Source organism: Bacillus smithii, assembly GCF_001050115.1.
Taxonomy (GTDB): Bacteria; Bacillota; Bacilli; order Bacillales; family DSM-4216; genus Bacillus_O; species Bacillus_O smithii.
Genome location: NZ_CP012024.1, coordinates 2,130,922 through 2,155,679 on the forward strand (window position 1 = coordinate 2,130,922; position 24,758 = coordinate 2,155,679).

21 protein-coding genes and 1 other annotated feature are annotated in these 24,758 nt (G+C 40.8%); of the genes, 7 read left to right on the plus strand and 14 right to left on the minus strand.

Annotation, left to right across the window (positions count from 1 at the left end):
- Positions 1-5 precede the first annotated feature (5 nt).
- Positions 6-1,262, minus strand: a complete 1,257-nt coding sequence (locus BSM4216_RS10015) for a Y-family DNA polymerase (protein WP_048623624.1) — start codon at positions 1,260-1,262, stop codon at positions 6-8.
- Positions 1,263-1,442: 180 nt separating this feature from the next.
- Here BSM4216_RS10015 and BSM4216_RS16365 point away from each other — a divergent pair, with 180 nt between their 5' ends.
- Positions 1,443-1,619: a YqzH family protein gene (locus BSM4216_RS16365; protein WP_003355241.1), complete on the plus strand. Its 177-nt coding sequence runs from the start codon at positions 1,443-1,445 to the stop codon at positions 1,617-1,619.
- Between the two features lie 102 nt (positions 1,620-1,721).
- Here the strand turns inward: BSM4216_RS16365 and BSM4216_RS10020 are convergent, their stop codons facing one another.
- Entirely contained in the window at positions 1,722-2,516 is a 795-nt protein-coding gene (locus BSM4216_RS10020; protein ID WP_048623625.1) for an SDR family NAD(P)-dependent oxidoreductase, read from the minus strand.
- A gap of 258 nt (positions 2,517-2,774) precedes the next feature.
- Positions 2,775-2,987: a binding site (T-box leader), on the plus strand.
- 62 nt (positions 2,988-3,049) lie between these two features.
- On the opposite strand from BSM4216_RS10020, the gene proC reads away from it, so the two are divergent.
- Together proC and namA are read left to right on the plus strand one after the other, a co-directional pair.
- Positions 3,050-3,919 carry a pyrroline-5-carboxylate reductase gene (proC, locus tag BSM4216_RS10025; RefSeq protein WP_255287997.1) on the plus strand — a complete coding sequence of 290 codons (870 nt, stop codon included), beginning with the start codon at positions 3,050-3,052 and terminating at the stop codon, positions 3,917-3,919.
- Positions 3,920-4,106: 187 nt separating this feature from the next.
- The gene (namA, locus tag BSM4216_RS10030) at positions 4,107-5,123 is read left to right on the plus strand and encodes an NADPH dehydrogenase NamA (RefSeq protein ID WP_048623627.1); all 1,017 of its coding nucleotides are present in this window, start codon (positions 4,107-4,109) and stop codon (positions 5,121-5,123) included.
- Positions 5,124-5,164: 41 nt separating this feature from the next.
- Here the strand turns inward: namA and rnz are convergent, their stop codons facing one another.
- On the minus strand, positions 5,165-6,103 hold the full coding sequence (gene rnz / locus BSM4216_RS10035) for a ribonuclease Z (protein ID WP_040341756.1): 939 nt from the start codon (positions 6,101-6,103) through the stop codon (positions 5,165-5,167).
- 331 nt (positions 6,104-6,434) lie between these two features.
- On the opposite strand from rnz, the gene zwf reads away from it, so the two are divergent.
- From zwf to pdxK, 4 genes are all read left to right on the plus strand, one after another.
- Complete coding sequence (gene zwf, locus BSM4216_RS10040) at positions 6,435-7,937, plus strand: glucose-6-phosphate dehydrogenase (RefSeq protein WP_048623628.1); 1,503 nt, start codon at positions 6,435-6,437, stop codon at positions 7,935-7,937.
- Positions 7,938-8,121: 184 nt separating this feature from the next.
- Entirely contained in the window at positions 8,122-8,739 is a 618-nt protein-coding gene (locus BSM4216_RS10045; protein WP_048623629.1) for a cyclase family protein, read from the plus strand.
- Positions 8,740-9,046: 307 nt separating this feature from the next.
- Positions 9,047-9,475 carry a YueI family protein gene (locus BSM4216_RS10050; RefSeq protein ID WP_048623630.1) on the plus strand — a complete coding sequence of 143 codons (429 nt, stop codon included), beginning with the start codon at positions 9,047-9,049 and terminating at the stop codon, positions 9,473-9,475.
- Positions 9,476-9,640: 165 nt separating this feature from the next.
- A complete protein-coding gene (gene pdxK / locus BSM4216_RS10055) occupies positions 9,641-10,462 on the plus strand; it encodes a pyridoxine/pyridoxal/pyridoxamine kinase (RefSeq protein ID WP_003355250.1) in 822 nt (273 codons plus the stop codon).
- A gap of 281 nt (positions 10,463-10,743) precedes the next feature.
- Here the strand turns inward: pdxK and BSM4216_RS10060 are convergent, their stop codons facing one another.
- The 11 genes from BSM4216_RS10060 to BSM4216_RS10110 all read right to left on the minus strand — a co-directional run bounded on the left by BSM4216_RS10060 (position 10,744) and on the right by BSM4216_RS10110 (position 24,687).
- Positions 10,744-11,613, minus strand: coding sequence for a Cof-type HAD-IIB family hydrolase (locus BSM4216_RS10060; protein ID WP_048623631.1), 870 nt, complete (start codon positions 11,611-11,613; stop codon positions 10,744-10,746).
- A gap of 405 nt (positions 11,614-12,018) precedes the next feature.
- A complete protein-coding gene (locus BSM4216_RS10065) occupies positions 12,019-13,092 on the minus strand; it encodes a DUF871 domain-containing protein (RefSeq protein WP_048623632.1) in 1,074 nt (357 codons plus the stop codon).
- A gap of 30 nt (positions 13,093-13,122) precedes the next feature.
- The gene (locus BSM4216_RS10070; protein WP_048622686.1) at positions 13,123-14,484 is read right to left on the minus strand and encodes an IS4 family transposase; all 1,362 of its coding nucleotides are present in this window, start codon (positions 14,482-14,484) and stop codon (positions 13,123-13,125) included.
- Positions 14,485-14,773: 289 nt separating this feature from the next.
- Complete coding sequence (locus BSM4216_RS10075) at positions 14,774-16,153, minus strand: PTS transporter subunit EIIC (RefSeq protein WP_048623633.1); 1,380 nt, start codon at positions 16,151-16,153, stop codon at positions 14,774-14,776.
- A 20-nt stretch (positions 16,154-16,173) separates the two neighbouring features.
- Positions 16,174-17,058: an N-acetylmuramic acid 6-phosphate etherase gene (gene murQ / locus BSM4216_RS10080; protein WP_048623634.1), complete on the minus strand. Its 885-nt coding sequence runs from the start codon at positions 17,056-17,058 to the stop codon at positions 16,174-16,176.
- 153 nt (positions 17,059-17,211) lie between these two features.
- The gene (locus BSM4216_RS10085) at positions 17,212-18,060 is read right to left on the minus strand and encodes a MurR/RpiR family transcriptional regulator (protein WP_003355255.1); all 849 of its coding nucleotides are present in this window, start codon (positions 18,058-18,060) and stop codon (positions 17,212-17,214) included.
- Positions 18,061-18,223: 163 nt separating this feature from the next.
- Positions 18,224-19,951 (minus strand): ABC transporter ATP-binding protein, encoded by a 1,728-nt coding sequence (locus BSM4216_RS10090; RefSeq protein WP_174521017.1) that lies wholly within the window; start codon positions 19,949-19,951, stop codon positions 18,224-18,226.
- A gap of 358 nt (positions 19,952-20,309) precedes the next feature.
- Positions 20,310-20,546, minus strand: a complete 237-nt coding sequence (locus tag BSM4216_RS10095) for a hypothetical protein (RefSeq protein ID WP_048623636.1) — start codon at positions 20,544-20,546, stop codon at positions 20,310-20,312.
- Positions 20,547-20,604: 58 nt separating this feature from the next.
- Positions 20,605-22,020 (minus strand): dihydropyrimidinase, encoded by a 1,416-nt coding sequence (gene hydA, locus BSM4216_RS10100; RefSeq protein ID WP_048623637.1) that lies wholly within the window; start codon positions 22,018-22,020, stop codon positions 20,605-20,607.
- A 19-nt stretch (positions 22,021-22,039) separates the two neighbouring features.
- Entirely contained in the window at positions 22,040-23,320 is a 1,281-nt protein-coding gene (gene preA, locus BSM4216_RS10105; RefSeq protein ID WP_048623638.1) for an NAD-dependent dihydropyrimidine dehydrogenase subunit PreA, read from the minus strand.
- Positions 23,321-23,337: 17 nt separating this feature from the next.
- Positions 23,338-24,687, minus strand: a complete 1,350-nt coding sequence (locus BSM4216_RS10110; protein WP_048623639.1) for an NAD(P)-dependent oxidoreductase — start codon at positions 24,685-24,687, stop codon at positions 23,338-23,340.
- Positions 24,688-24,758: the final 71 nt, after the last annotated feature.

The following is a 24,758-nucleotide window of genomic DNA, read 5'->3' on the forward strand; positions in this document are numbered from 1 at the left end:
TCTTTCTATATTTTGTGTCCGCCCATTAATCGAGCGCGCCTTCTTGATGTTCCTGCTTTGGTATAAGAAACGGCCCTAAGCAAAATATGGGATCCGTATTTCCGACGCAAGCGGTCGACGACATAGCCCAGCTGTTTTTGTCGCCAACGATTTGGTTCAAATAAACTTAATTGTAATTCGCCGTCATCGGACAAATGAGAGAGTGAAACAGAAATTTGCCTTACGGTCTGGCCGTTGTAATGTTCGCGGAATAATGCCAAGCACGTTTCGTACAGTTCCATTGTGGAATTCGTCGGCTCTTCCCTCGTCCGGGAACGGGCAAAGCCTCCTCCGTTTTCTTTATGGCTAAACCCAATGCTAAGACTGATCGTTTTTCCGACTTTTTTATGTTCCCTTGCTCTTCTGGCTACTTCTTCACACATCTCCAACAATACGTGTTGAATGTCTTCTTCTCTTGTATAATCTTTCAGCAAAATTTGACTGTTTCCGAAACTTTTCTGATTTTCAGAAACAAGAGCGCCAATATGGGACAAATCAATTCCCCAAGCATGGTAGTAAAGCTGAACTCCCATGATGCCAAATTTGGCTTTCAGTACATCTAATGGGTAGTTCGCCAGCTGTCCGACCGTAAAGATGCCCATGCGATTGAGCGTTTTCTCCAGTCGTTTTCCGATTCCCCACATACTGCTCAAAGGAGAAACCGGCCACAATTTTTCGGGAACATCCTCATATGTCCATCTGGCAATTCCCGTTTTTTTCGCTTCCAAATCCAAAGCCAGCTTTGACAAAAGCATATTGGATCCGATTCCAATCGCAGCAGGCAATTGAAACTCCCTTTCAAGATCATCCTTTATTTTTCTGGCGATCGTCTCGCTGTCTCCCCACAAATGAAAAGCTCCATCCACTTTTACAAAACTTTCGTCCACGCTATACGTTTGAATGGATTCTTTCGGAACGTATCGATTAAAGACTTTCGTAATTTCCGTTGAAATGCGTAAATACGTTTCCATATTCGGCTCAACCAGCACAATCCTCGGATCATCCGGAATTTCAAACAACCTGGAACCGGTGCGGATGCCAAATTCTTTTTTCAGTTTTGGAGAAGCAGCCAGAACGAGGCTTCCCTTCCTTTCTTTATCGCTAATGACCGCCAAGTAGCACTCCAGCGGATTCAAGCCGTGCATGACAGCCGCACAGCTGGCATAGAAGCTTTTAATATCGATACAAAGAATATTTTCCTTTGGAAGCGCCAAATCATTCATTCGCTTTTGCCACCCCTTTGTTAGCGAACGTTTGTTCTAATATATTCTTTATTCTAGGGGAATATACGTTCTGCATCAATTTATTTTCAATGGAAAACCACTTAATAATTGCCAAATTCGGTTTATAATAATCAAAGGAATTGATCCGTCGGATACGGGATAAAGGCAGGTGATAGATAGATGGAAAAGATGATTATCCTTATGATTCAAAAAAAACTGCAGCAATATAAAAGTCCGGAATTGACCGATAAGGAACTGAAAGATCTTGCAAAAGAAGTGATGATCAGGCAGAAATCCGAGAAAGGAGAACTGCATGAAATCACGGAAGATGTGGTTTACGAATATATAACCAAGTAAAAAGCGATCCTCCCCTAATTCAAGAGGCTTTCAACCGCAATCCGCTTCTAATATTTTCAAAAAGAAAAAGGCAGCCCTTTCTAGAGCCAGCCTTTGAAGAAACTATTTTTTAAAAAATGCGTTTTTGCCAACCTTTTCTACAAGCCGAGGAAACAGCGTATAAAAAACGCTTCCGGCGTTCATCCATCTTGGAAGATTAATTTCGCGGGTATTCGTGAGCATGGCAGCCACCACTTTTTCGGCCACTTTTTCCGGCTTCAACATAAAGCGTTGGATATTTTGCACATAAGTGCCGGAACGATCAGCAATTTCAAAAAAGTTGGTCGCAATCGGCCCGGGGTTAACCGTTGTCACAAAGACGCCGTATGTAGAAAGCTCCATTCGCAAACTGTTGGAAAACCCTAGAACGGCATGTTTTGTCGCCGCGTAAATGCTCGATTTGGGCGTTGCGATTTTCCCGGCCTGAGAGGCGATGTTAACAATATGGCCGGAACGATTTTTTTGCATATGCTCAATCACCATTTGGGTACAGGAAATTAATCCGAGCACATTGACAGCAAACATCCTTTCAATGTCTCCCCATTTGGCAAGATGGGCTTCTTCAAAAATCCCGAAACCAGCATTATTGACTAAAACATCTATCTTTCCGGCCTCTGCAAAAATAGCCAAAAAAACCGCTTCAACATTTTCCCGTTCAGAGACGTCCAAAGAATGGATCCACACTTTATTGGAATAGCGGGATTCAAGAAAAGACTTCAGTTCCTCCAGCTTTTCTACCCGACGAGCAAGCAGCACAAGATTAGCCCCGCTTTCTGCCGCTTTGATCGCCATCTGTTCGCCGATCCCGCTTGAAGCGCCGGTTATCACCACGTTTTTTCCGTGAATCCGCGGATTCATAAAATACTTCACCTCCATAAGGAAATATGGCAGGATTGCTACCCATCATCATACCATTTTTCCGCTCAATAAAACACAAAATGTTTAGAATGTCTAAGGGCGTTGGAAACAACTTTTCATACATAATCATTGGCTGGGAACCGTGGCAAAAGTGCTGTTTTCTTCATTCAAAAGCGCTTCTAATCGTCAGTTTTTTCCGAAAATAGCCCTTGACAATGAGGTCTTTTTTTTGCATAATTTTGTAATAATCGTGTGGAGCAAAAAGCAATGAATAAGGCCAGTAAATAGAAAATGATGTAAGAGAGTGAAGCTCCTGGGCTGCGAAGCTTCATCATCCTCTTTTCTATTGAACCTACCTTATGAGCTGTCAAGATACTTGACCGTTTATCCCGCGTTAACGGAAACGAGCGTGCAAATGATTCCATTTGCAAATAAAGGTGGTACCACGGAAGATTCCCTTTCGTCCTTTTAAAGGATGAAAGGTTTTTTTATTTGAAATAGAAAAAAGCAAAAAATATTCCCATCATCTGCTCTTGACTAAAAACGTTCTAAAGGAGGAAAACAACATGAAAGTCGTCTTTATCGGCGCCGGTTCTATGGCAGAAGCCATCATTGCCGGCGGACTCAGCCAAAAGGCACTGATAAAAGAAGAAGTAATTGTGACAAATCGATCCAACCAAAAACGTTTGCAAGAATTAGAGGAAAAGTACGGCATTTCCTCTTGTGGCCGGGACCGCCTTGACGAAGCTTTACGGGAAGCCGATGTCGTCATCTTGGCTATGAAACCAAAAGACGCCAAAGAGGCGCTGGAAGCGATCAAGCCTCACGTTCCTTCCACTGTACTTGTTATTTCCGTGCTTGCCGGTGTATCCATCTCTTTTATTGAGGAAACGTTGGAAATTCCTTGCGCCGTCGTCCGCGCAATGCCTAATACTTCAGCCGCAATCGGGCAATCAGCAACTGGAATCGTATTGAACCGCCATGTAACGGAGCAGCAGCAAAAATACACCTTGAATCTTTTCTCAGCCATTGGCTTAACGGCCATCGTAGAAGAAGATCAGATTGATGCCGTAACCGGTTTATCAGGAAGCGGCCCTGCTTATATTTATTATCTGGTAGAAGCGATGGAAAAAGCAGCCGCTGAAATCGGCTTGGATGAAGATACCGCCAAACCGTTGATCATCCAAACTTTATTAGGAGCAGCGAAAATGCTTTCGACAACCGGACAAAAAGCAGAAGATTTGCGCAAAGCAGTGACCAGTCCCGGCGGCACCACTGAAGCCGGCCTGCGCGTCTTGGAAGAAAGACAAATGAGAGAAGCTGTGATCGATTGCATCAAAGCCGCGACTGCTCAATCCAAAAAACTGGGACTTCCTTTTCTAAAACAAATATCCAACCGGTAAAGTCACTGCTGCCTTTCATTCTTGCAATACTGAGGATGTTTTCTCTTAAAGGGCTGATCCTTTCAAAAAAGGATTACGCCCTTTTCTTTTAGGCTTATTGGATTATGTCGATCGGGAAAATCAGATTATTTATAATCAATGAAAAAAATTGTTATAATGAAAAGTACGTCAAAAAGGAGGAGATAAAATGGCGGTAAAACTTTTTGAACCGTATACGGTGAAAAATGTAACCTTCAAAAACCGGATCGTCATGTCACCGATGTGCATGTATTCGGCTGAAAATCAACAAGGTTTTTTGGAAGACTGGCATTATGTCCATTACACAACTCGGGCAGTCGGCCAAGTCGGATTAATCATAGTAGAATCGACTGCCGTGTTGCCGGAAGGAAGAATTTCTCCTAAAGATTTGGGCATATGGAGCGACGACCATATTGAAGGCTTTGCCAAACTTGTTTCCATGGTCCAAAAACATGGAGCCAAAATCGGCATTCAATTAGGGCACGCGGGCAGAAAAGCCGATTTGGAAGGCGATATTTATGCGCCGTCAGCGATTGCCTTTAACGAAACATCCAAAACGCCGAAAGAAATGACAAAAGAAGATATACAAAAAACGATTCGCGCCTTTCAAGAAGGAGCAAGACGGGCCAAAGAAGCCGGTTTTGACGTAATTGAAATCCATGCGGCGCACGGATACTTAATCAACCAATTTCTTTCCCCGCTGTCCAACAAGCGGACGGACGAATATGGTGGTTCAGCGGAAAACCGCTTGCGTTTTCTAATAGAAACGATCAAAGCGGTGAAAGAAGTCTGGGATGGTCCTTTGTTTGTAAGGGTATCGGCTAACGACTACCACGAAAAAGGATTAACCCCTGACGACTACGTGGAAATTGCTAAACAATTAAAAGAACAAGGCGTGGACTTAATCGATGTCAGCTCTGGAGCAGTCGTTCCGGCCAAAATCCATGCTTATCCGGGCTATCAAGTGCCTTTTGCGGAAAAAATTAAACACGGCGCCGGAATAGCGGTTGGAACAGTAGGCTTGATTACTTCCAGCATTCAAGCCGAAGAAATCTTGCAAAATGATCGCGCCGATCTCGTTTTCCTCGCACGCGAATTGCTTCGCGAGCCTTATTGGCCACGCAAAGCCGCAAAAGAATTAAATGCTGCAATCGAAGCACCGGTTCAATACAGCCGAGGCTGGTAAAAAGATCTCATCCTCTTTTCAAGAAAAAAGGAAGGCCAACATTAGCCTTCCTTTTTTGTGATGTCTTCGATTTTGACTTCCATAAAATCATGAACCAATACAGTCGGCTGAAAAATCGATTCCGCTTCTTTCTGCAAGTGATCCCATTCCTCCACAGGATAACGGGAGCTGACATGATTTAAGCACAACGCTTTTGCATTCGCTTTTTTAGCAATTTCAGCTGCTTGAGCCGTGGTCGAATGAAAATATTCATACGCCATCTCTGCACTTTCAGCGGAAAATGTGCCTTCATGAACAAGCATATCCGCATCCTTAGCCAGATCTACAGCAGCTTGGCAAGGACGGGTATCGCCAAGAATGGCGACGACCTTTCCTTTCTTGGAAGGTCCGACAAATTCTTTTCCGTCGATGACGCGGCCGTCTTCGAGCACAACTGTTTCGCCATTTTTTATTTTTTTATAAAGAGGCCCCGGCATAATTCCCATTTCTTTTAATTTATCTACAAGCAAAACACCGGGTTTATCCTTTTCTGTAATCCGATACCCGTACGATGGAATCCCGTGTTCCAAAAGCCGTGTTTCCACGATCATTTGCTCATCTTCAAAAACGATTCCCTCTTCAATTTCTTCAATGATGAGCGGATAGCGCAGCCTCGTTTCGCTGACCTCCAAGCTGACGCGCAAGAAATCGGCAATACCCTTAGGTCCGTATACCGTCAAAGGAGTCTCCCCTGCCTGAAACGAACGGCTTCCCAAAAGCCCCGGAAGACCGAAAATATGATCACCGTGCAAGTGGGTAATAAAAATTTTTTCAATTTTTCTCGGTTTTAACGATGTGCGAAGAATCTGATGCTGTGTTCCTTCTCCACAATCGAACAACCATACCGTTCCTCGTTCAGCGAGGAGTTTTAAAGCCAAGGCACTGACGTTTCTTGCTTTGGCCGGTACACCCGCTCCTGTTCCTAAAAACAACAATTCCAAACAACTCACACCCTTTTAACAAACTACCTGTTTCCCGTTCTTCCATTCTGTCATAAATGCACGTCTTTTTCCAACAAAACATGAATTTTGCCATCTAAAACAACGTCATCCATCTCCTTTTTCACGGCAAGCCTTGCGCATAATAGTTGCCTAAAGGCGTCAGAACGTCTAAAATTAAATACCTGTATAGGAAAAAATGTTCATGCTTTGGAAATAGAAAAGAGGTGTTTGGTTTTAGCCTGTTTGGCGAAAACTAACAGAGCATAGAACATCCTTTAAACAGCAGCAAACTTTTGTTACATAAAAGATGTAAAAAGTGAGGTCATATACAGTGAAACAATCAGAATCTCCAGCAACTTTAATTATGATTTTCGGTGCAACAGGGGATTTAGCGAAGAGAAAGCTGTTTCCTTCTCTTTACCATCTATTTCGAAAAAAGAAATTATCAGAGCGATTTGCCGTCATTGGCGTAGCCAGAAGAGAATGGTCAAAAGAAACCTTCCAATCCCATGTAAAAGACTCCGTTATTGCTTCAATCGGAAAAGTGGACAATATCGATGAGTTTATTTCCCATTTTTATTATCAGCCTCATGATGTGTCAGACTCAGAGTCGTATGTTGCTTTGAAAAAGTTGGCACAAACATTGGATGAACAATACAACCTTGAAGGGAACCGGATCTTTTATCTGGCAATGGCTCCGGAATTTTTTGGAACGATCGCCGAACATTTGAAAAAAGACGGATTGACAGACACAAATGGATTCACCCGTCTCGTCATCGAAAAACCGTTTGGCCATGATTTAGAATCAGCCATCGAATTGAATAAACGAATTCGAACGGCCTTTTCCGAATCTGAGATCTATCGGATTGACCACTATTTAGGAAAAGTCATGGTGCAAAATATCGAAGCGATCCGCTTTGCTAATGCCCTTTTTGAACCATTATGGAACAACCGCTACATTTCAAACATCCAAGTGACTTCCAGCGAAACGCTGGGAGTAGAAGAACGAGGACGGTATTACGAAAACAGCGGTGCACTGCGCGATATGTTCCAAAACCATATGCTGCAAATGGTGGCGCTGCTTGCCATGGAACCACCGATTAAATTGACAACAGATGAAATCCGCAGCGAAAAAGTAAAAGTTTTGCGCGCGCTTCGTCCAATAAAAGGAGATCAAGTGCACGAGTACTTCGTCCGCGGCCAATACGGAAAAGGAGTCATTAATGGCAAAGAAGTGGTCGCTTATCGGGAAGAACCGAACGTCGATCCTCATTCCAATACTGAAACGTTTGTAGCCGGGAAAGTCATGATAGACAATTTCCGCTGGGCCGGCGTACCTTTTTACATTCGAACAGGAAAAAGGATGGCTACGAAATCAACGAAAATTGTCGTCCAATTTAAAGATGTCCCGATGAATCTTTATTACAAGATGGATCAACCATTGTCCCCTAATCTGCTTGTGATCCATATTCAGCCTGAGGAAGGAATCACCCTTCATTTAAACACAAAACAAAGCGGTCAGAGCACGGGCATGATTCCAATCAAACTAAGCTTTGGAAATAACAGTTTTGACGCCATCAACACGCCTGAAGCCTACGAAAAGCTTTTATACGATGCCATTCGGGGAGATGCGACCAACTTTACCCACTGGGATGAAGTTTCCCTCTCATGGCGTTTTGTCGATGAAATTTCTGAAGTATGGGCCAACACTTCCGCCCATTTCCCTAATTATGAAGCTGGTTCTATGGGACCGAAAGAAGCTGACCAACTGCTTGAAAAAGACGGATTCTTCTGGTGGCCTATTGATCGGCTTGATGTAGACAATTGTCAATAAAAATCCAATCATCAGCGGTCATTTTCTTTCCGCTGATGATTGCCGTCATGCCTATCCATTGGATACACATACTGCCACCGTTCACTGCCATCCAATACTTAGGCATTTTACGTCAAAGACTCTTTCAAGCGGGAATCCGAACGAGTCAAACCGAACCGTGCAAAAAGAAAAGGAGGTTATAAAATTGAAAATTATTGACATAACTGCTCCAATTTATGAAGGAATGCCGGTTTATAAAAATAAGCCGGAAAAACAGCCATCGATTACCACTCAAACAAATGGCCATGTAACGGAGTCACGAATTTGCATGGACGTACATACCGGTACACATGTCGATGCTCCGCTCCATATGATGAACGACGGAAAAACGATTGAAACGATCTCGATCGAAAAACTCGTTCGTCCTTGCAAAGTGATCGATTTGACACATGTCCATGAAAAAATTACGAAATCAGATGTAGAAAATGCGGATATTCAAAAAGACGACTTTATTTTATTGAAAACGAAAAACTCGTTTGATAAAGAATTTAATTTTGATTTCATTTATCTTGCTGAAGATGCAGCCCGCTACTTGGCGGAAATCGGAATCGCCGGTGTCGGCATCGATTCCTTAGGCATAGAACGTGCTCAGCCGGAGCACCCCACTCATCGTGCTCTGATGGACAAAGACATCGTGGTCATCGAAGGACTTCAATTGGCGGACGTGGAAGAAGGGTCCTATTTTATGATTGCGGCCCCTTTAAATATTCAAGGAACGGATGCCTCTCCAGCCCGAGTTCTTTTGCTGGATAATTGGAAATAAAGAAATGCGATGAAAAAGAGCAGCTTGTGCGCTTCACAGGCTGTTCTTTTTTTGGTAATCATGTTTCGTCATCCCCATTTCGCCTGGAACTTCCTGCCTATCTATCCGTTTAGATTCATCGGGGTTTTGCCTTGATCGTCAAATTTCTTTTATTGATGAAAATGGACTCTTTTCATGATCCATTATCTTTAGGAAAAAACGGCCATCTTGACCGATATTTGAACCTTTTTCAGCCATCCCGAATAGGTGTAACTAAACCAGCCAACATAATATAGGCTTGAAAATATTAGCTTAGGAGGCGGTTCCGGTGGTTGGAAAAAAGATCGATGACGTGTTAAAAGAAGGATTATACGGAAAAAAAGAATTGAAACCTGAAGAGCGAAAACGATTTTTAGGAACGTTTCGAGAACGCGTGGAAGGTGCCTTGACGATTAGCCAAGTACAAGAGCCGGACATCTATCCGGAAGTGAAAGAATGGATCCGAAAACCCGGCGTCCGCCTGCTTTTAAACGGAAAAATAGACTATTCTCATATTAGCAAATATATCAGACTGGCCAACGACCAAAACATTTCTTATACCATCATCCAAAATCATGAAGCAGAAACGGATATCGGCTTGGTAGTCGCTCATAAACACGCGGTCGACAAAGAAATGATTTGGGCATCCAAAAAGAAGCCAGCCTCTACAGAACAAAAAAAGAAAAAGAATGGCTTGTTTTCTAAAATCTTTAAATAAAAATGATTCAATAATGAAATCCTGCTTAACGATTGGAGATTCTTTTTTCCTATATGCCTTCATAAACAAAAAAAGTATCTCATATTTGTCTTTTCTAATCGAAAAATATATTCTAAAGATAGACTAGTCCTATTCATAATCGTTGCTATGAAGGAGATGTGGGTTATGAGTTTAAAGAAAACCTTTACGCTTGCTGGTTCGGATTCCAGTGGTGGAGCCGGTCTTCAAGCTGATTTGAAAACATTCCAAGAGCTGGGCGTCTATGGAATGACAGCCATTACTTCCATTGTTGCCATGGATCCAAAAAACAACTGGCATCATAACGTTTTTCCGGTGGATGTAAAAACGGTTGAACCGCAATTAGAAACCATTCTTTCCGTCGGGATTGACGCCATGAAAACGGGTATGCTCGGATCTGTCGACATTATTGAACTCGCCGCCCGTAAAATTGATGAATATCATTTAGATAAAGTCGTGATTGATCCGGTGATGGTATGTAAAGGAGAAGATGAAGTTCTTCAACCTGAAAATACAGACGCGATGCGCGAATTATTGCTGCCGCGTGCAACGATTGTCACTCCAAACCTTTTTGAAGCATGGCAATTAGCACAAACCGGCCCTATTAAAACGATTGAGGATATGAAAAAAGCGGCTGTGAAAATCCATGAATTAGGGGCCAAAAATGTCGTGATCAAAGGCGGAAAACAGCTGCAGCATGAAAAAGCTGTTGACTTATTCTACGATGGTCAAAACTTCCGTGTATTTGAATCGGAAAAAATTGATACCACTTATAATCACGGTGCAGGCTGTACTTTTGCCGCCGCCATCACAGCTCAACTAGCAAAAGGCAGCTCAGTGGAAGAAGCCGTCCGTTTTGCAAAAGATTTTGTTCATGCAGCAATTGAACACGGCTTTAAATTGAATCAGTATGTTGGCCCGGTTATGCACGGTGCTTATACCCGATTTGTTTCTAAAGCAACCGTATGAAATGCTAAACCAGCACATAGAAATGCATGATGAAAAAAGGCATGTTATAACCCTGCATGCCTTTTTTCATTTCCTAGGATGTTTGTTATTATCTTTGATTTTAGCCGCTGGATGATGTCAGCAATCAGGTAGGTGTGCATTGAATAATCGGATCAACAAACGGCTACATAAAAATGTTTTCAGCCATAAGATTGGAAATACAATCACGCCAATATAAAGGATCAGCCATCTTCCATAAAGCCTCTTTTTCCATGGATGAAAGATATCTGGTCCATTCTTGGTTATTTACAGATTTCTAAAATCTTATGTATCGCTTTGGCTACGCCATCTTCATCGTTTTTACTTGTCTCATACGGACAAAGATTTTTCACTGCTTGTACCGCGTTTCCCATCGCAATCGGAAAACCGACTCTTTCTAACATCGAAAGGTCATTCAAATTATCTCCCACCGCCATCGTATGTTGTAAAGAAATTCCTTTTTCTTTCACAAAGCGTTCCAAGGCAATACCTTTTTGTGCGGAGATATGGTTGATTTCAATGTTGCGAAACCCTGACGACGTCACGTGAATATCGTCCAGTTCATACTCCAGCTTGGTGCTGAGCTCTTCAAACAGCGACTCTTTTTTATCGAATGCCAATATTTTAAAAAAACGAATGGAAGGATCATTGAAAATTTCTTTTGAGTCGTATACGTTTTGGATATGTCGAATATCACCGCGATTTTTAAGATGGATGCGGATTTCTTCTTCTGAAACTTCGGGATTAGCCGATTGGAAAATATCCACCAACATTTCGATGCTTGTTTCATAGTCTTCTGTAAAAATGCCTTTATTGGTAAAAAATTCATAATAAAGCCCGAATTTTTCAAGATAATCCGCCACTTGAGAGGCAGTTTTGGCGCTAATGACAGATCTATGAGTAATTTCACCTGCTTCATTTCTTACTTCCGCACCGTTTAACCCAATCACTGTACAACGGATCCCTGCTTCGTCTAAAACCTCTTTTGCTTCTTGATAAGAACGCCCCGTTGCAATCACAAATTCGACTCCTTGCTCTTGAGCTAATTGAATCGCGTCACGATTTGCCGGACTAATTTGTTGTTTGGAGTTTAATAAGGTCCCGTCCATATCAGATGCAATGCATCGAATCATGAGGTCCACACCTTTCTTCGCTTATATTCGGTGATCTTTTTCAAATTGTCCTCCATCTTCTTTTTCTCCTTTGTTCATGAATCTCCTTTCGAATTTTTTCTTACCAGCAGGTTCCAATGCTTAAAAAAATGTTTAAATAAACGGGAACCATTCAATTAACATTTCTTCATCATATGTACTCGATTTTTCTTTCCGATATGCCTTTCGAATCCGCCATTTTTTGAATCACCTTCTTGGACGATGAAAAGAATTTAACGCTGTTGTAAGGGGGCGATTGAGTGATTCGAGGTTCAAATCAAGCGATCAATTGGTTTCCTTACACTTTCTATATTAAAAAAGAATTATTAAGGGCCTTTTACGAAATTATAAAATACTTATAAATTTCATTCACGCAAAAAAAATTGTCTATTCGATGTCCATCCATTTAATCTTAAACTTTGTTCCGCCTTTTATAAATGGCAAAAGGGGCAAATCCTCATCGATGACCTTTCCGATTACATTTACTTTCTCATCTGCCGGCAAATCGCGTTTTACGATTTGAATCTCTCCTCGATAACGTCCATACAGAAGATTATCTACTGTAATGGACCCTTTTTTTCGCTCGATTGTATGGATAGGCTCCAATAATGGTTTACCAACTAACCCATTTTCGCGTGATTCTTGAGAACGGATCACATCTCTTGCTGCATCTACTCGATTCGTTTGCACTACAGAAATGTCTTTTTGAAGGATATCATTTTGAACAAAGGGTTTCGCTCGCAGCAAAAAAATATTTTGATTGAATGTAGAAAACTGTTCCAATGCTTTCTCGCTGATCCGAACATCACCGATCAAGATTTTATCAACGCTCTCATTTATTTTTAAATCGAGAAACGCTAAAAAAGGTGAAGAATAGCGATGATCTTCCAATGTCGGCAATCCTGAATACAAAGGGCCTCTCTTTTCCTCATCTCCGGGAATAAAGGCCGCAACAAGAATTCCTTCCTTTTGCAGCCAGTCATTTTGCAGCGAAAAATCCTTTCTATCCAATCCCGTTTCAGGTCGAGGATAATAATTATGCCATGCTTCCGTATTTTCAATGCATAGCCCTAACGACTTTAAGCGTCTCATCCCCTCCTTTGTTAACGTGCTTGCATTTAAAGCAATCTTCATTTTACGAGATAATTCAACGATGATCTCTTCACTGATTCCGTAATCGATGCGCAAACCCGTTAATCCCCAAGACGTAAGCCTGTCTATTGATTCCCATGTGCAGCCTAAACGCTTGAGCGATTTCGGAGATATATCCACCGTTAATTCCATCCCATATTTTTTAGCCAATTCCCCCAGCTCTTTTAAACGTTTTACAGAAAGATCCGGATTTTCTTCAGGAATCTGCAAAGAAGTAAAGATCGAAGTAAAGCCCGCTGATTTCATTTTGGCAATATATCCTTCATGACGAGAGATTGAATCTGATAAGTAAATCGATATTCCACGCATCACTATTGCTCCTTTTCAAATCTTACTAACTCAACTTTCGCACACAGAAATATTTAAGCATTGCTTGATATAATTAGGTATAGTGGCCAACCATTTATTCATTTGATTTTTAAAGATGTCCATGTTCAAAGAAACCTCGGCTTCCGCCAAAGTTTGGAAAAGGTCAATAAGTGATTGAAGGGCAGTAATAAAATCTATGTCTTTTACATCTTCGCAAAGGATGTAAAAAAGGTTGCCAATCGTCTTAGGATCCTCCTCTTTTCGCATTTGCCAAGCAATGAGAATATATCGTGTAAAAACAATGGTTGTATGGCTAATTAACATGTCGTAGGAACGTCCCTGGAATTCTTTCTCTAAATTTAAAAGGGATTTATTGCATTTGAAGAAGACTTCAATGTCCCAACGCATGCCGTAAATACGAATGATCTCTTCATTTTCTAATGTTGTATCTGTGCTGAGAATGGCAAGCCATTCGCTCCGTTTATTACGGTTTCGTACAAATAGAATTTTTACTGGAATTCCATTGTCTAAAGTAGCATAAACGGATCCGCGAATGTCTTTTTTACCCATGTGAGGTTTTGCCAATTTGTAAAGTTGATTCAGTGTGAAACGTTCACCATTGTAAACGTATCGCTGCTTTAATTGCTTCACCAAGCCAATGACAAATAACCCTTTGTTCGTAATCTTCTCAATTAAAGGCGCTTGTGTAAACCAGGAATCCATGAGAACATAGTCAGCTATAATCCCTTTTTCAAGCGCATGATCAAGTAAAGCTGAAGCCACGTCCGGTTTTGATTTCAGAGCTTCCTGGCGACGCTTATAGCCAGATGTTCGTTTATCAATATTGGTATTGATTTCTTGCAGGCGATTTTCCTTTTTCGGTGAACTTAGAAGAGCAAAATCAATGGGAATAAAAGTAAAACTATCGGTCCAGCCAAGGGTAAGCATTTGAAACCCTTTCAAGTACTGATGGGTAGAGTGATCAAAAACCTTAGCCAACAGTTCAACCGACTTACTACGGTTTCTTGAAAAGACAGAATCATCAATCACAAAAGCTGTGACACGATCTTTTGAAGTTAATGGTTGAAGCAGACGGATCATTTCACTGCTTAATGAAAGCAGAAACTTTCTCCAATGATAGGTTGGTGTATTTAAAAAGCGATAGACTGTATCCTTTCCGGGCAGATCCTGAGATCGTTTACTCATAAAAGCACGAAACCAGTTCTTATATTGGAAGACTAAAAGAAAAATCAGTTTGAAAACAGTAAGACAAGAATACCCGGAAAGTTTCGTAATATTCGCTTTTCTTAAATGATATCCAATATTTAATTCGGAAAATCCTTGTTTAATTTCTTTTGGTAATTGCGCAAAGTAGTCTTTATTCGTTATCATAGTGGTGACACCTTTCTTTTGGATTTGGTTTCGTCACCAATATTTTACCAAAAGAATAGGTGTCTTTCTTTATGTTTTAAAAAATGTCAAATGATAATTTTGTACTTCCCAAAACCATTTACATCAAGCATTTAAACAAGATTTTGGACTGCGAAAGCTGAGTTACTAATAAAAAAGAAAAGTGTCAGACATCGATCTATATAGGGGCCACTCTTATAGAAAAATCCTATATACAAGATGGATTGGCTGTCAGACATTTCTCTCTTCATTGAACGAAAATATATTTCTATTATTTTATGTTTTCCGACATTTCTTCTTTATAACCAAATAGGTAAGTGAAAATAAAGCCACATGCATAAGCGATCACAATGCCTATTAGATAATAAAAATATTTATTATCAACAATAAGTGGTGTAAGGGACAAACCTGACACTCCTATAGCAGAAGCAGCTGTTTTCATAAAAGCTTGAAAGGCCCCGCCAACCGCCGCGCCTAAACAAGCAGTAACAAACGGTCTTCCCAACGGCAAAGTAACTCCATACAATAACGGTTCCCCTATTCCAAGAAAGCCTGCAGGTAATCCCCCTTTAATAATACTTCTTAATTTTTTATTTTTAGTTTTGACAAATATGGCAATCGCAGCACCAACTTGACCGGCGCCTGCCATTGCTAAAACAGGCAATAACGGGGTGCTCCCTGTAGCATGAATTAATTCAAGATGAATAGGCGTTAATCCTTGATGCAATCCAAGCATGACAAGCGGCAAGAAGAATCCGGCTAATATCGCACCCGCTATAACGCCACCGACATCTAAGATAGCTTTGATTCCGGTCGTGATGCCATCGGCCACGACTCCTGCAACAGGTTGTATCGCATAAAGACTTAAAATACTAACGATCAATACCGTAATCAGTGGAGTAAAAATAATATCAATTGAATTCGGCATGATCTTTCTGATTTGTTTTTCTACAACCGTCATCAACCAAGCAGCAAAAATGACTCCGAATAAACCGCCTCGCCCAGGGATAAGAGCATCTCCATAAATATGAATTTCAGCAAGACCCGGATTAAACAACAGCATGCCGGCAATGGCTCCAAGAACCGGAGTGCCATTAAATTCCTTTGCCGTATTCCAACCTACTAAAACAGCTAAATACGTAAAAATACAACTACCAACTAGCAATAAAATTTGCATCCAAGTCGTCTTGTCATCTACACCAACATTTTTTGCAAAGTTCGCTGCTCCATTGATAATCCCTGAAGCTACAAGACCAGGGATTAAAGGTATAAAAATATTCCCTATTTTCCTCAAGAAATTTTTAAAAGGCGTCTGATTTTTCGATTTTATATTGGCTTTTTTAAGTGCAGCTCTTTCCTCAAAAGTCAATTCATCTGGTTCCGCCGTTTCTTCTCCTATTTTAATCCCTGTCGAACGGCTAATGGCATCGGCTACTTTATTAACGGTTCCCGGACCTACAATAATTTGTAAAGTGCCGTCATCCACGACCCCCATGACGCCTTCTATTTGCCGTAATGCCTCTATATCCGCTTTTTCTTCGTTTTTCAATTCAAGACGTACTCTCGTCATACAGTGTGCCAATTTGCGGATATTCTCTTTACCGCCCGTGTATTGGAGAATCTTCTTTGCAATCTGTTCTTCTTTTGTCATACTTCTCCCTCCAAGCCGATCTAAAGTGCTTTGCGAATAAACCCTTTTGCCTTCTCCAGTTTTTTTATGGCTTCCTCATATGAACATTTAAGTAAAATCATAATAATGGCTGCTTTTACATGATGATTGGCTTTTTCAAAATATTGGCTGGCTGTTTCATAATCAACATCCGTCGCTTCCATAATGATTCGCTTTGATCTTTCTACTAGCTTCTGATTCGTCGGTTGTACGTCTACCATTAAATTTTGATAGGTTTTCCCTATTCCGATCATGGAAGCTGTTGAAATCATATTCAGTACGAGCTTTTGCGCGGTTCCTGCTTTTAGTCTTGTAGAACCCGTTAACACCTCCGGTCCTGTTTCGACTTCAATAGCCACATCAGCCAACTGACTAATCTCTGCCTGTTTATTGCAGCTAATGCTCACCGTATTCGCTTTTTGTTCTTTTGCATATGACAGCGCTCCTTTTACATAGGGCGTTCTTCCACTCGCAGCTAATCCGATGACCGTATCGTTTTCATTTAAGAAAATCGATTTCAAATCATCTTTTCCTAAAGATTCGTTATCCTCAGCTCCTTCCACCGCTTTAGTAAGCGCTTCCAAACCTCCTGCTAAAATACCACTTACCATGTTTTTAGGTGCACTAAATGTAGGCATACACTCTACTGCATCGAGAACCCCTAATCTGCCGCTTGTACCAGCCCCTACATAAATAAGTCGGCCTCCATTTTGAAAAGATCGGATCACCAACTGAACAGCTTTTTCAATCAAAGGGATTTGCGTTGCAACTGCTTGCGGAACCGTTTGGTCTTCTCGGTTCATCACCTCCAATATTTCTCTTGTTGACATTAAATCTAAGTCCATCGTGCTGGCATTTCTTTGTTCTGTTGTCAATTTTTCAAGCATCTAATCATCCTTTTTAAAACTTATTTTTTGATTTTATTGTATATGACTGAAATAAAATGTCAATAATTACATTTTTATTTTTGAAATTTTGTTTCATTTATCAGAAATTAAAAAAACATCCTTCGTTTCCAAGGATGTTTTTTGGATTCAAGGTTATCTACGCAATTTCACTGCTTCATTTCTTGCCTCATAATACCGATCCACTACTTTCTCTCCAATTCGATTAAACACGCTTACATAAAGGGCATCCACAATATCAAGTTGTGCCATCCTTGAAGAAATGGTTCCTATCCGAAAATCTTGTTCGACAACCGGTGTACACAGCCGAATATCTGCTTTCTTATAAAGAGGAGATTTATCCATATTGGTTATAGCGATCACTGTTGCGCCTTTTTTTTTGGCAAATTGAGCTAATTCAAGGACATCCTTCGTTTTCCCCGACATACTGATCGCCACAAAAACATCCCGTTCATCTAAATAAGGAATAAGAGAAAGCAAGTAGTGAAAATCATGAGCCATGATCGATTGAAATCCCAGTTTTGTAAATTTGTACTGAGCATCAAAAGCAGCCGTTGCTGAGCCGCCGACACCGTAAAAAACGAGTTTTCTTGCCTTTTGTATCACATCTACTGCTTTGTCTAATTCTCTCCGATCCAACGATGTCAGTACGGATTCAATCGCTAACTTGTTCACATACGTCACTTTTTGAAATAAATCATAAGGTAAATCTTTTTTCTGTAAAATGGAGAAATCAGAAATATTTGTTTCAGATAATGTTAAATGTTTGACTAGCTCCATCTTAAACGTTTTAAAACTCGTCATACCAATGGATTTGCAAAACCTCACTACACTTGATTCACTGACTCCCGTTTTCTCCGATAAATCTTTCGTCGTCATATGTGGAACCAATTCAGGATGCTCTAAAATATACTCACCTATTTTCCGCTCTGCATCCGTAAGTTTATGCCATTCTTTCTTAATTCTCTCGAGTAACGAATTCACATGATTTCCCCCATTATGCAACTACTTTGTTTCACTATAAAATGAAATTGGAAAAGGAGTCAACTGATAAAGGAATCGCAAGTATCGTTTCTATCCTTTAAACACAAATATTTTTCTTATACGGCATGTCTGAACATTGCGATCCAAAAAATATCATTTATGATTACTCCGAACTAGTTTGTAGTTGTTGTTCGGCAAGTTCTCTGTAGAGAGGATGGGTTTGCAGCAATTCTCTATGTGTGCCGATCCCGGTGATAACCCCTTTCTCTAATACAACCATTTGGTCTGCGTCGATAACCGTTGAGAGACGATGGGCAATAACAATGGTTGTTCTTCCCTCCATCAGCCGCTGCAAGGCCTTTTGAACAAGAACTTCCGATGAACTGTCTAAGTTTGAGGTCGCTTCATCCAGAAGAAGGATTTTAGGATCGCGTATAAGAGCGCGTGCAATGGCGATTCTCTGCCGCTGTCCACCTGATAATTTGATTCCCCGTTCCCCCACTTCAGTCCAATATCCTTTTGGAAGCCGATCGATAAATTCCGCTGCGTTTGCCAGTTTAGCCGCTTGTATGATTTCTTGATCGGAAACGTCTCTACTTAGTCCATAACAAATATTGTCTCGTATCGTTCCTGACATCATCGGGCTTTCTTGTGAGACATAACTGATATTGCGGCGCCACGAATGTAAGTGAAATTCTTCAATATTGGTTTTCCCTAGCAATATTTCTCCTTCGTCGGGGGTGTAAAATCGCTCTAACAAAGCAAACAAAGTCGTTTTTCCACCGCCGCTAGGACCAACGATCGCTGTTGTTTTTCCTGAAGGAATAGTGAGTGTTATTTGTTTGAGTACAGGCTCTCCCTTTTTATAAGAAAAGGAAACATTTCGAAAATGTATGTCTTGATCGTAATTTTGTACTGCCGGCAATCTGTCGATCGGTTCTTTCTCAAAGGACAAAATGCTTTGGATTCGTTCTGTTGCGCCCATCGCTTTTTGAAATGAGGTGAAAAATACAGCCATCTGGCTAAAAGGAACAACGATTTGAACCATATAAATAATGATGGCGACAAGCGAGCCGGATGAAAGCGTGCCCGAGGCTACACGAACGCCGCCATAGCCGATTAATAGAACTAAAACAAGCATCATCACAAATGTCATAAAAGGGGAAATGACAGACTGTATTCTCGCTTCTTTTAGACCGAATTGAAATAAATGATGAATCCCTTGTTCCCCGTTTTTTTGTTCCTCTTTCTCTGCACTGTAAGCTTTGAAAAGACGAATATCGGACAAAACTCTGCCAAGATGAGCGGAAAAACCGGCCATTTCATCCTGGGTGGCTTTTGAAATTTTGTACATTTTTTGTCCAAGCGGCCAAAGGAGAAGAAGCGAAACCGGAACTGCCGTCACCATCATAAGGGTCATTTTCCAGTCGATAATAAGGAGAATACAGACTGCCCCTCCCACCGAAATGAATCCGGTCAGAAACGTCACGAAATGTTGGGTGATCAGCATTTTCACCGTATTGGTGTCTTGAGTAATTCGACTCATCGTTTCTCCTGATTCGTGATTGTCGAAAAAAGGAACAGGCAGTAATAAAACCTGATTCCAAAGCTTTTTACGAATCGCCGCCACCACATATTCTCCAATATAGGTAAGGAAGTAGTAAGAAAAACCGGAAGTGATCGTTTGAACGATAAATGAAGCAGCAAGTATAAGAATGATGGATGGCTTTAACGCGGATTCAGAAATCTGGTCAACAAGAGATTTAGTAAACCACGGTACTATGAGTCCAACCGCTGTCTCGATCAAACTGAAAGCTACAGCCAAAAACAAAATCCATTTGGGAGGATCCGTGCTCCGGATTAACTGCCAAAAAGTTTTCCAATTGTCCATTTGTATTTGGCGATTTTTCTCCACTCCAATCAACTCCTTCTATCGCTAAATATTTCAACAACGTTGCAGTCGATTCCTCTCTTCTTGGAAAAGCAACATAAGCACTTTACAATACGATCCAACAGAGAAGATAAACAACTAATCCTGTTTCAGATCAAGGATACGCTTATACAGGATTTGCTGGCGGGAACACTACGATAAAACAAACTCAAACATTGAAAAACAACCGTAAACGAAGTTCGTCTTCACTAGGAATCTCTTATATTTTGAAGAGCATAAAAAAATTCCCTTCATAGCATAACAAATAATAGTTATCTGCTATAAGGGAATTTATTTCTTTCTTATTTTTTATAGTTATTTATATCGTTTCAGAAAACTTTTTTCTTAAAAGCATTTTTGTTGAGTAGTATTTTCTACCATTCGGTGTCATAATATGCAATGTTTTTATTTCTTCAGTTTGTTTGTGATTGTCTGTTATTCGAAAATCGACAAAAGCACCGCTTAAATTTTCCGTCACAGCTACAATTTGATACCCTTTTTCTAATAATGTATCAATCTCTCTTTTTTCATCCCTGAATAATTCAGAATCAAACATCTCGAACACCTCCTGTTTAACAGGTAAGACCAACTGTAGCTTTTAATCAATACGTTTTTTATATCTTTGCTTGAGATACCGTCGGCGTTATTTCCTGGTTGAATTTTCTGCGTTTTAAATATTTACCGCTTCCTAATGTGCCTACAAATTGCTTATCTTTAATAATAAAATGACCGCGACAAAGCACCGAAATCGGTTCTCCTACAATTTTCATATCCTCAAACGCACTATAATCAACGTTCATATGATGGGTATTAGCGGAAATCGAGCGTTTTGCATTAGGATCAAAAATGACAATATCCGCATCACTTCCTACAGCGATCGTGCCTTTTTGAGGGAATATTCCAAATAATTTAGCGGCTTGAGTGGAAACAATATCAACAAATTGATTTAATGTCAAAATACCTTTTTTCACGCCTTCAGAAAATAAAATACTGAATCGATCCTCAATAAAGGGTCCGCCATTTGGAATCTTCGAAAAATCATGGCGACCAAGTTGTTTTTTCCCATTAAAATTAAAAGAGCAATGGTCAGAACCCACTGTTTGCAACACGCCTGACTTTAATGCATTCCATAAAACATCTTGATTCCATTTTTCACGAAGAGGCGGCGACCAAATGTATTTTGCCCCTTGGAAATCCGGTTTCTCTAAATAAGATTGATCAAGAACCAAATATTGCGGGCACGTTTCTCCCCATACTTTATATCCTTTAGCGCGTGCTTCAGCAATTTGTTTGACTGCTTCCAGGCATGTAACATGGACCACATACAATTGTGAATCGGCGATTTTAGCCAATTCAATGGCTCGGTGAGTTGCTTCTCCCTCAACTTCAGGCGGCCTGGTTAGAGCATGGTAGATAGGTTCAGTGTGTCCTTCCGACAAGGCTTGATTAACAAGTTCATCAATGACTGTTCCGTTTTCACAATGAACCATCACTAATGCTCCTGCTTCTTTAGCTATTTGAAAAGTTCGAAACAACGTCCGATCATCTGCTTGGAATTCCTTGGCATATGCCATAAAAATTTTTATAGAAGAGATTCCTTCGCTTTCAAGCACTTCAGGCAATTCTTGAACGACTTGTTCATCTAAATTGGATAGCATTAAGTGAAATCCATAGTCAATGGCCGCTTTTCCTTTCGCCTTTTCATGCCATCTTTGAACGGCTTTTTTCAAAGTGTCATCTTCCGTTGAAAGACAAAAATCAAGAATCGTAGTGGTTCCGCCGAACGCGGCAGCAATCGTTCCCGTTTCCCAATCATCATCAGTCACCGTGTTATTAAACGGCATATCCAAATGTGTATGTGGATCTACGCCCCCAGGAAATACGTATGCGCCTTCTGCATCGATTACTTCTGCACCATCGGCAAGCAAGTCAGAACCTATTTGAACAATTTTTTCTCCTTCAATGAGAATATCCGCTTGATACGTATCAACAGCCGTTACAATAGTTCCATTTTTAATTAATTTTTTCATCTTTTTCCCTCCATATCTTTTAACTAATCATCTTTTGATTGGATAAGAAACGGTCAATTAATTTCTGCCGTTCATTCCATGTGAGAGGGATTGGACTTGGTTTTTCCACCATATCAATAGCCCCCTCTGCCGGGCAAACGATGGAGCAAAGATTACAACCGACACAATCTTCCTCTCTTACCTTTAAGATGTTTTCACCATTTTCATCTGATAGCATTTCAATACATTGATGTGAAGCGTCTTCGCAGGCAATGTAACATTTATTGCAATGAATGCATGATTCATTATTAATGTGGGCAACTACTTTATAATTGAGATCCAGATCGCCCCAATCTGTGTACTTCGGTACAGATTGGCCGATAAGATCCATAACTGAATGTAAGCCTTTTTCTTCAAGATAGTTATTCATCCCATCAATCATGTCTTCCACTATACTAAATCCATGCTGCATGACAGCTGTACATACCTGTATATTTGTCGCTCCCATCAACATAAATTCCGCTGCGTCTTTCCAAGTAGATATGCCTCCGATCCCCGAAATGGGTACAGAAATATCCGGATGACGCGCACATTCAGCCACCATATTTAATGCAATAGGTTTAACAGCCGGACCGCAATAACCGCCGTGCGTTCCTTTTCCCGCTACATTCGGAATCGTGTTCCATGTATTCAAATCAACCCCCATCAAACTATTAATAGTGTTTATCAAGCTGATGGCATCAGCGCCGCCTTGAACAGCAGCATAGGCCGTTGCTGTAATATCCGTAATATTGGGGGTTAATTTCACTATCACGGGGGTTTGAGCTACTTCTTTTACCCAATACGTTTGTTTTTCAACCAATTCAGGGACTTGCCCCGAGGCAGCTCCCATCCCTCTTTCTGCCATGCCATGCGGACAGCCAAAATTTAATTCAAGTCCGTCAACGCCAACGTCTTCCACCCTTTTTACAATCTCATGCCACTTTTCTTGATTTGGTTCTACCATTAAAGAAGCAACGATCACATGTTTAGGAAACTTCTTTTTTGTTTCATAAATTTCTTTTAAGTTGACTTCCAACGGTCTGTCAGTGATTAATTCAATGTTATTAAAGCCCGCCATCACTTGACCGTTATAATTGAATGCAGCAAAACGTGAAGAAACATTCAGAATCGGATCGCCCAACGTTTTCCAAACGACTCCGCCCCAACCTGATTCAAAAGCCCTCTGAACTTGATATCCTGAATTGGTTGGCGGCGCGGATGCCAACCAAAAAGGATTCATTGATTGAATTCCGGCAAAATGAATTCGTAAATCTGCCAATTCGTTTTCCCCCTTTTTTACAAGCTGCTTTGTATGTGCCTATGAATGGCGCGTGCTGCTTTTTTTCCTTGTTCAACGGCACTGACAACCATTGCATCACCTTGTCCCTTCCCAACAACGACATCCCCGGCGGCAAATAATTTTTTATTAGAGGTTTGATGGGTTACGGGATCAATTTTGACGATGCCTTGATCATGTTCTAAACCAAGTTCTTCAATCAATTTTTTATGACGGGTTTGACCAATGGCTTTCACGACAATATCTACATCCATCGAAAAATCGGAATTTTCAATTATTTCAACGGAACGTCTTCCCGAATGATCAAGTTCTCCTAATTTCGTTCGAGAACATTTCAATTTCCCCACATTTCCGTTCCCGTCGTCAATGATCTCTGTCGGTTGGGTCAACCATCTAAACTCCACTCCTTCTTGCTTGGCAAATTCATACTCACTGGCATAAGCCGTCATCTCAGATTCACTTCTTCGATAAACGATCTTTACATTAGATGCTCCCATACGTTTTAAACAAGTAGCCGCATCGATAGCTGTATTTCCCGCTCCAATCACTGCTGCACGCTTTCCAATAAAACGATCAGTGATATCACCATCTTTAATTTCTTCAATTAATTGAATCGCATCATACACTCCATGCAGCTCTTCTCCCGGGATGCCGAGCATCGGAACCTTTCCCATTCCAATAGCCAGCAATACTGCATCATAATCTTCCATCACCTCGTTTACCATAATATCTTCACCAAAAATTGTATTAGTCAGAATTTCTACCCCCAGCTGTTTTACTTGTTCTACCTCCCAAAGTGAAATTTCTTGCGGCAATCGAAACGGCACGATACCATAAGTGTTCAAGCCTCCGGCTTTTTCTTTTGCCTCAAAAATCGTTACTTCGTATCCTAATCGGGCAAGTTCCCTGGCACCGGACAATCCCGCCGGACCGCTTCCGATGATGGCCACTTTCTTACCATTAGGATTTCCTTTTTTAAAAAGCGGTTGATGATGATGGATTGCCCAATTCGTTGCATGCCTTTGCAACTGCCCAATCATAACAGGAACTGAAATATCATTTAAAACGCAAGCTCCTTCGCATAATTCCTCTGTCGGGCAGACCCTTGCACACGTCGCTCCCAATGGATTAGCATCTAATATAACACGAGCAGACCCTTTTAAATTTTCAGAAGCGATCTTTTTGATAAAAGCAGGAATGTTAATACCAGTCGGACAGGCCTTCGTACATGGGGCATCGTAACAATATAAACATCGGTTTGCTTCATCAACCGCTTCTTTAGGACTTAAATCTTTTTTTACTTCTTGAAAATTCAATGGCAAATCATCCAACGTCACTGAAGATTGCATTCGAACACCCCTTTTATCTGGTTTTTTAAATCCTTTCCTAACTTTCATAATATCTGATAATCTATTGTTAC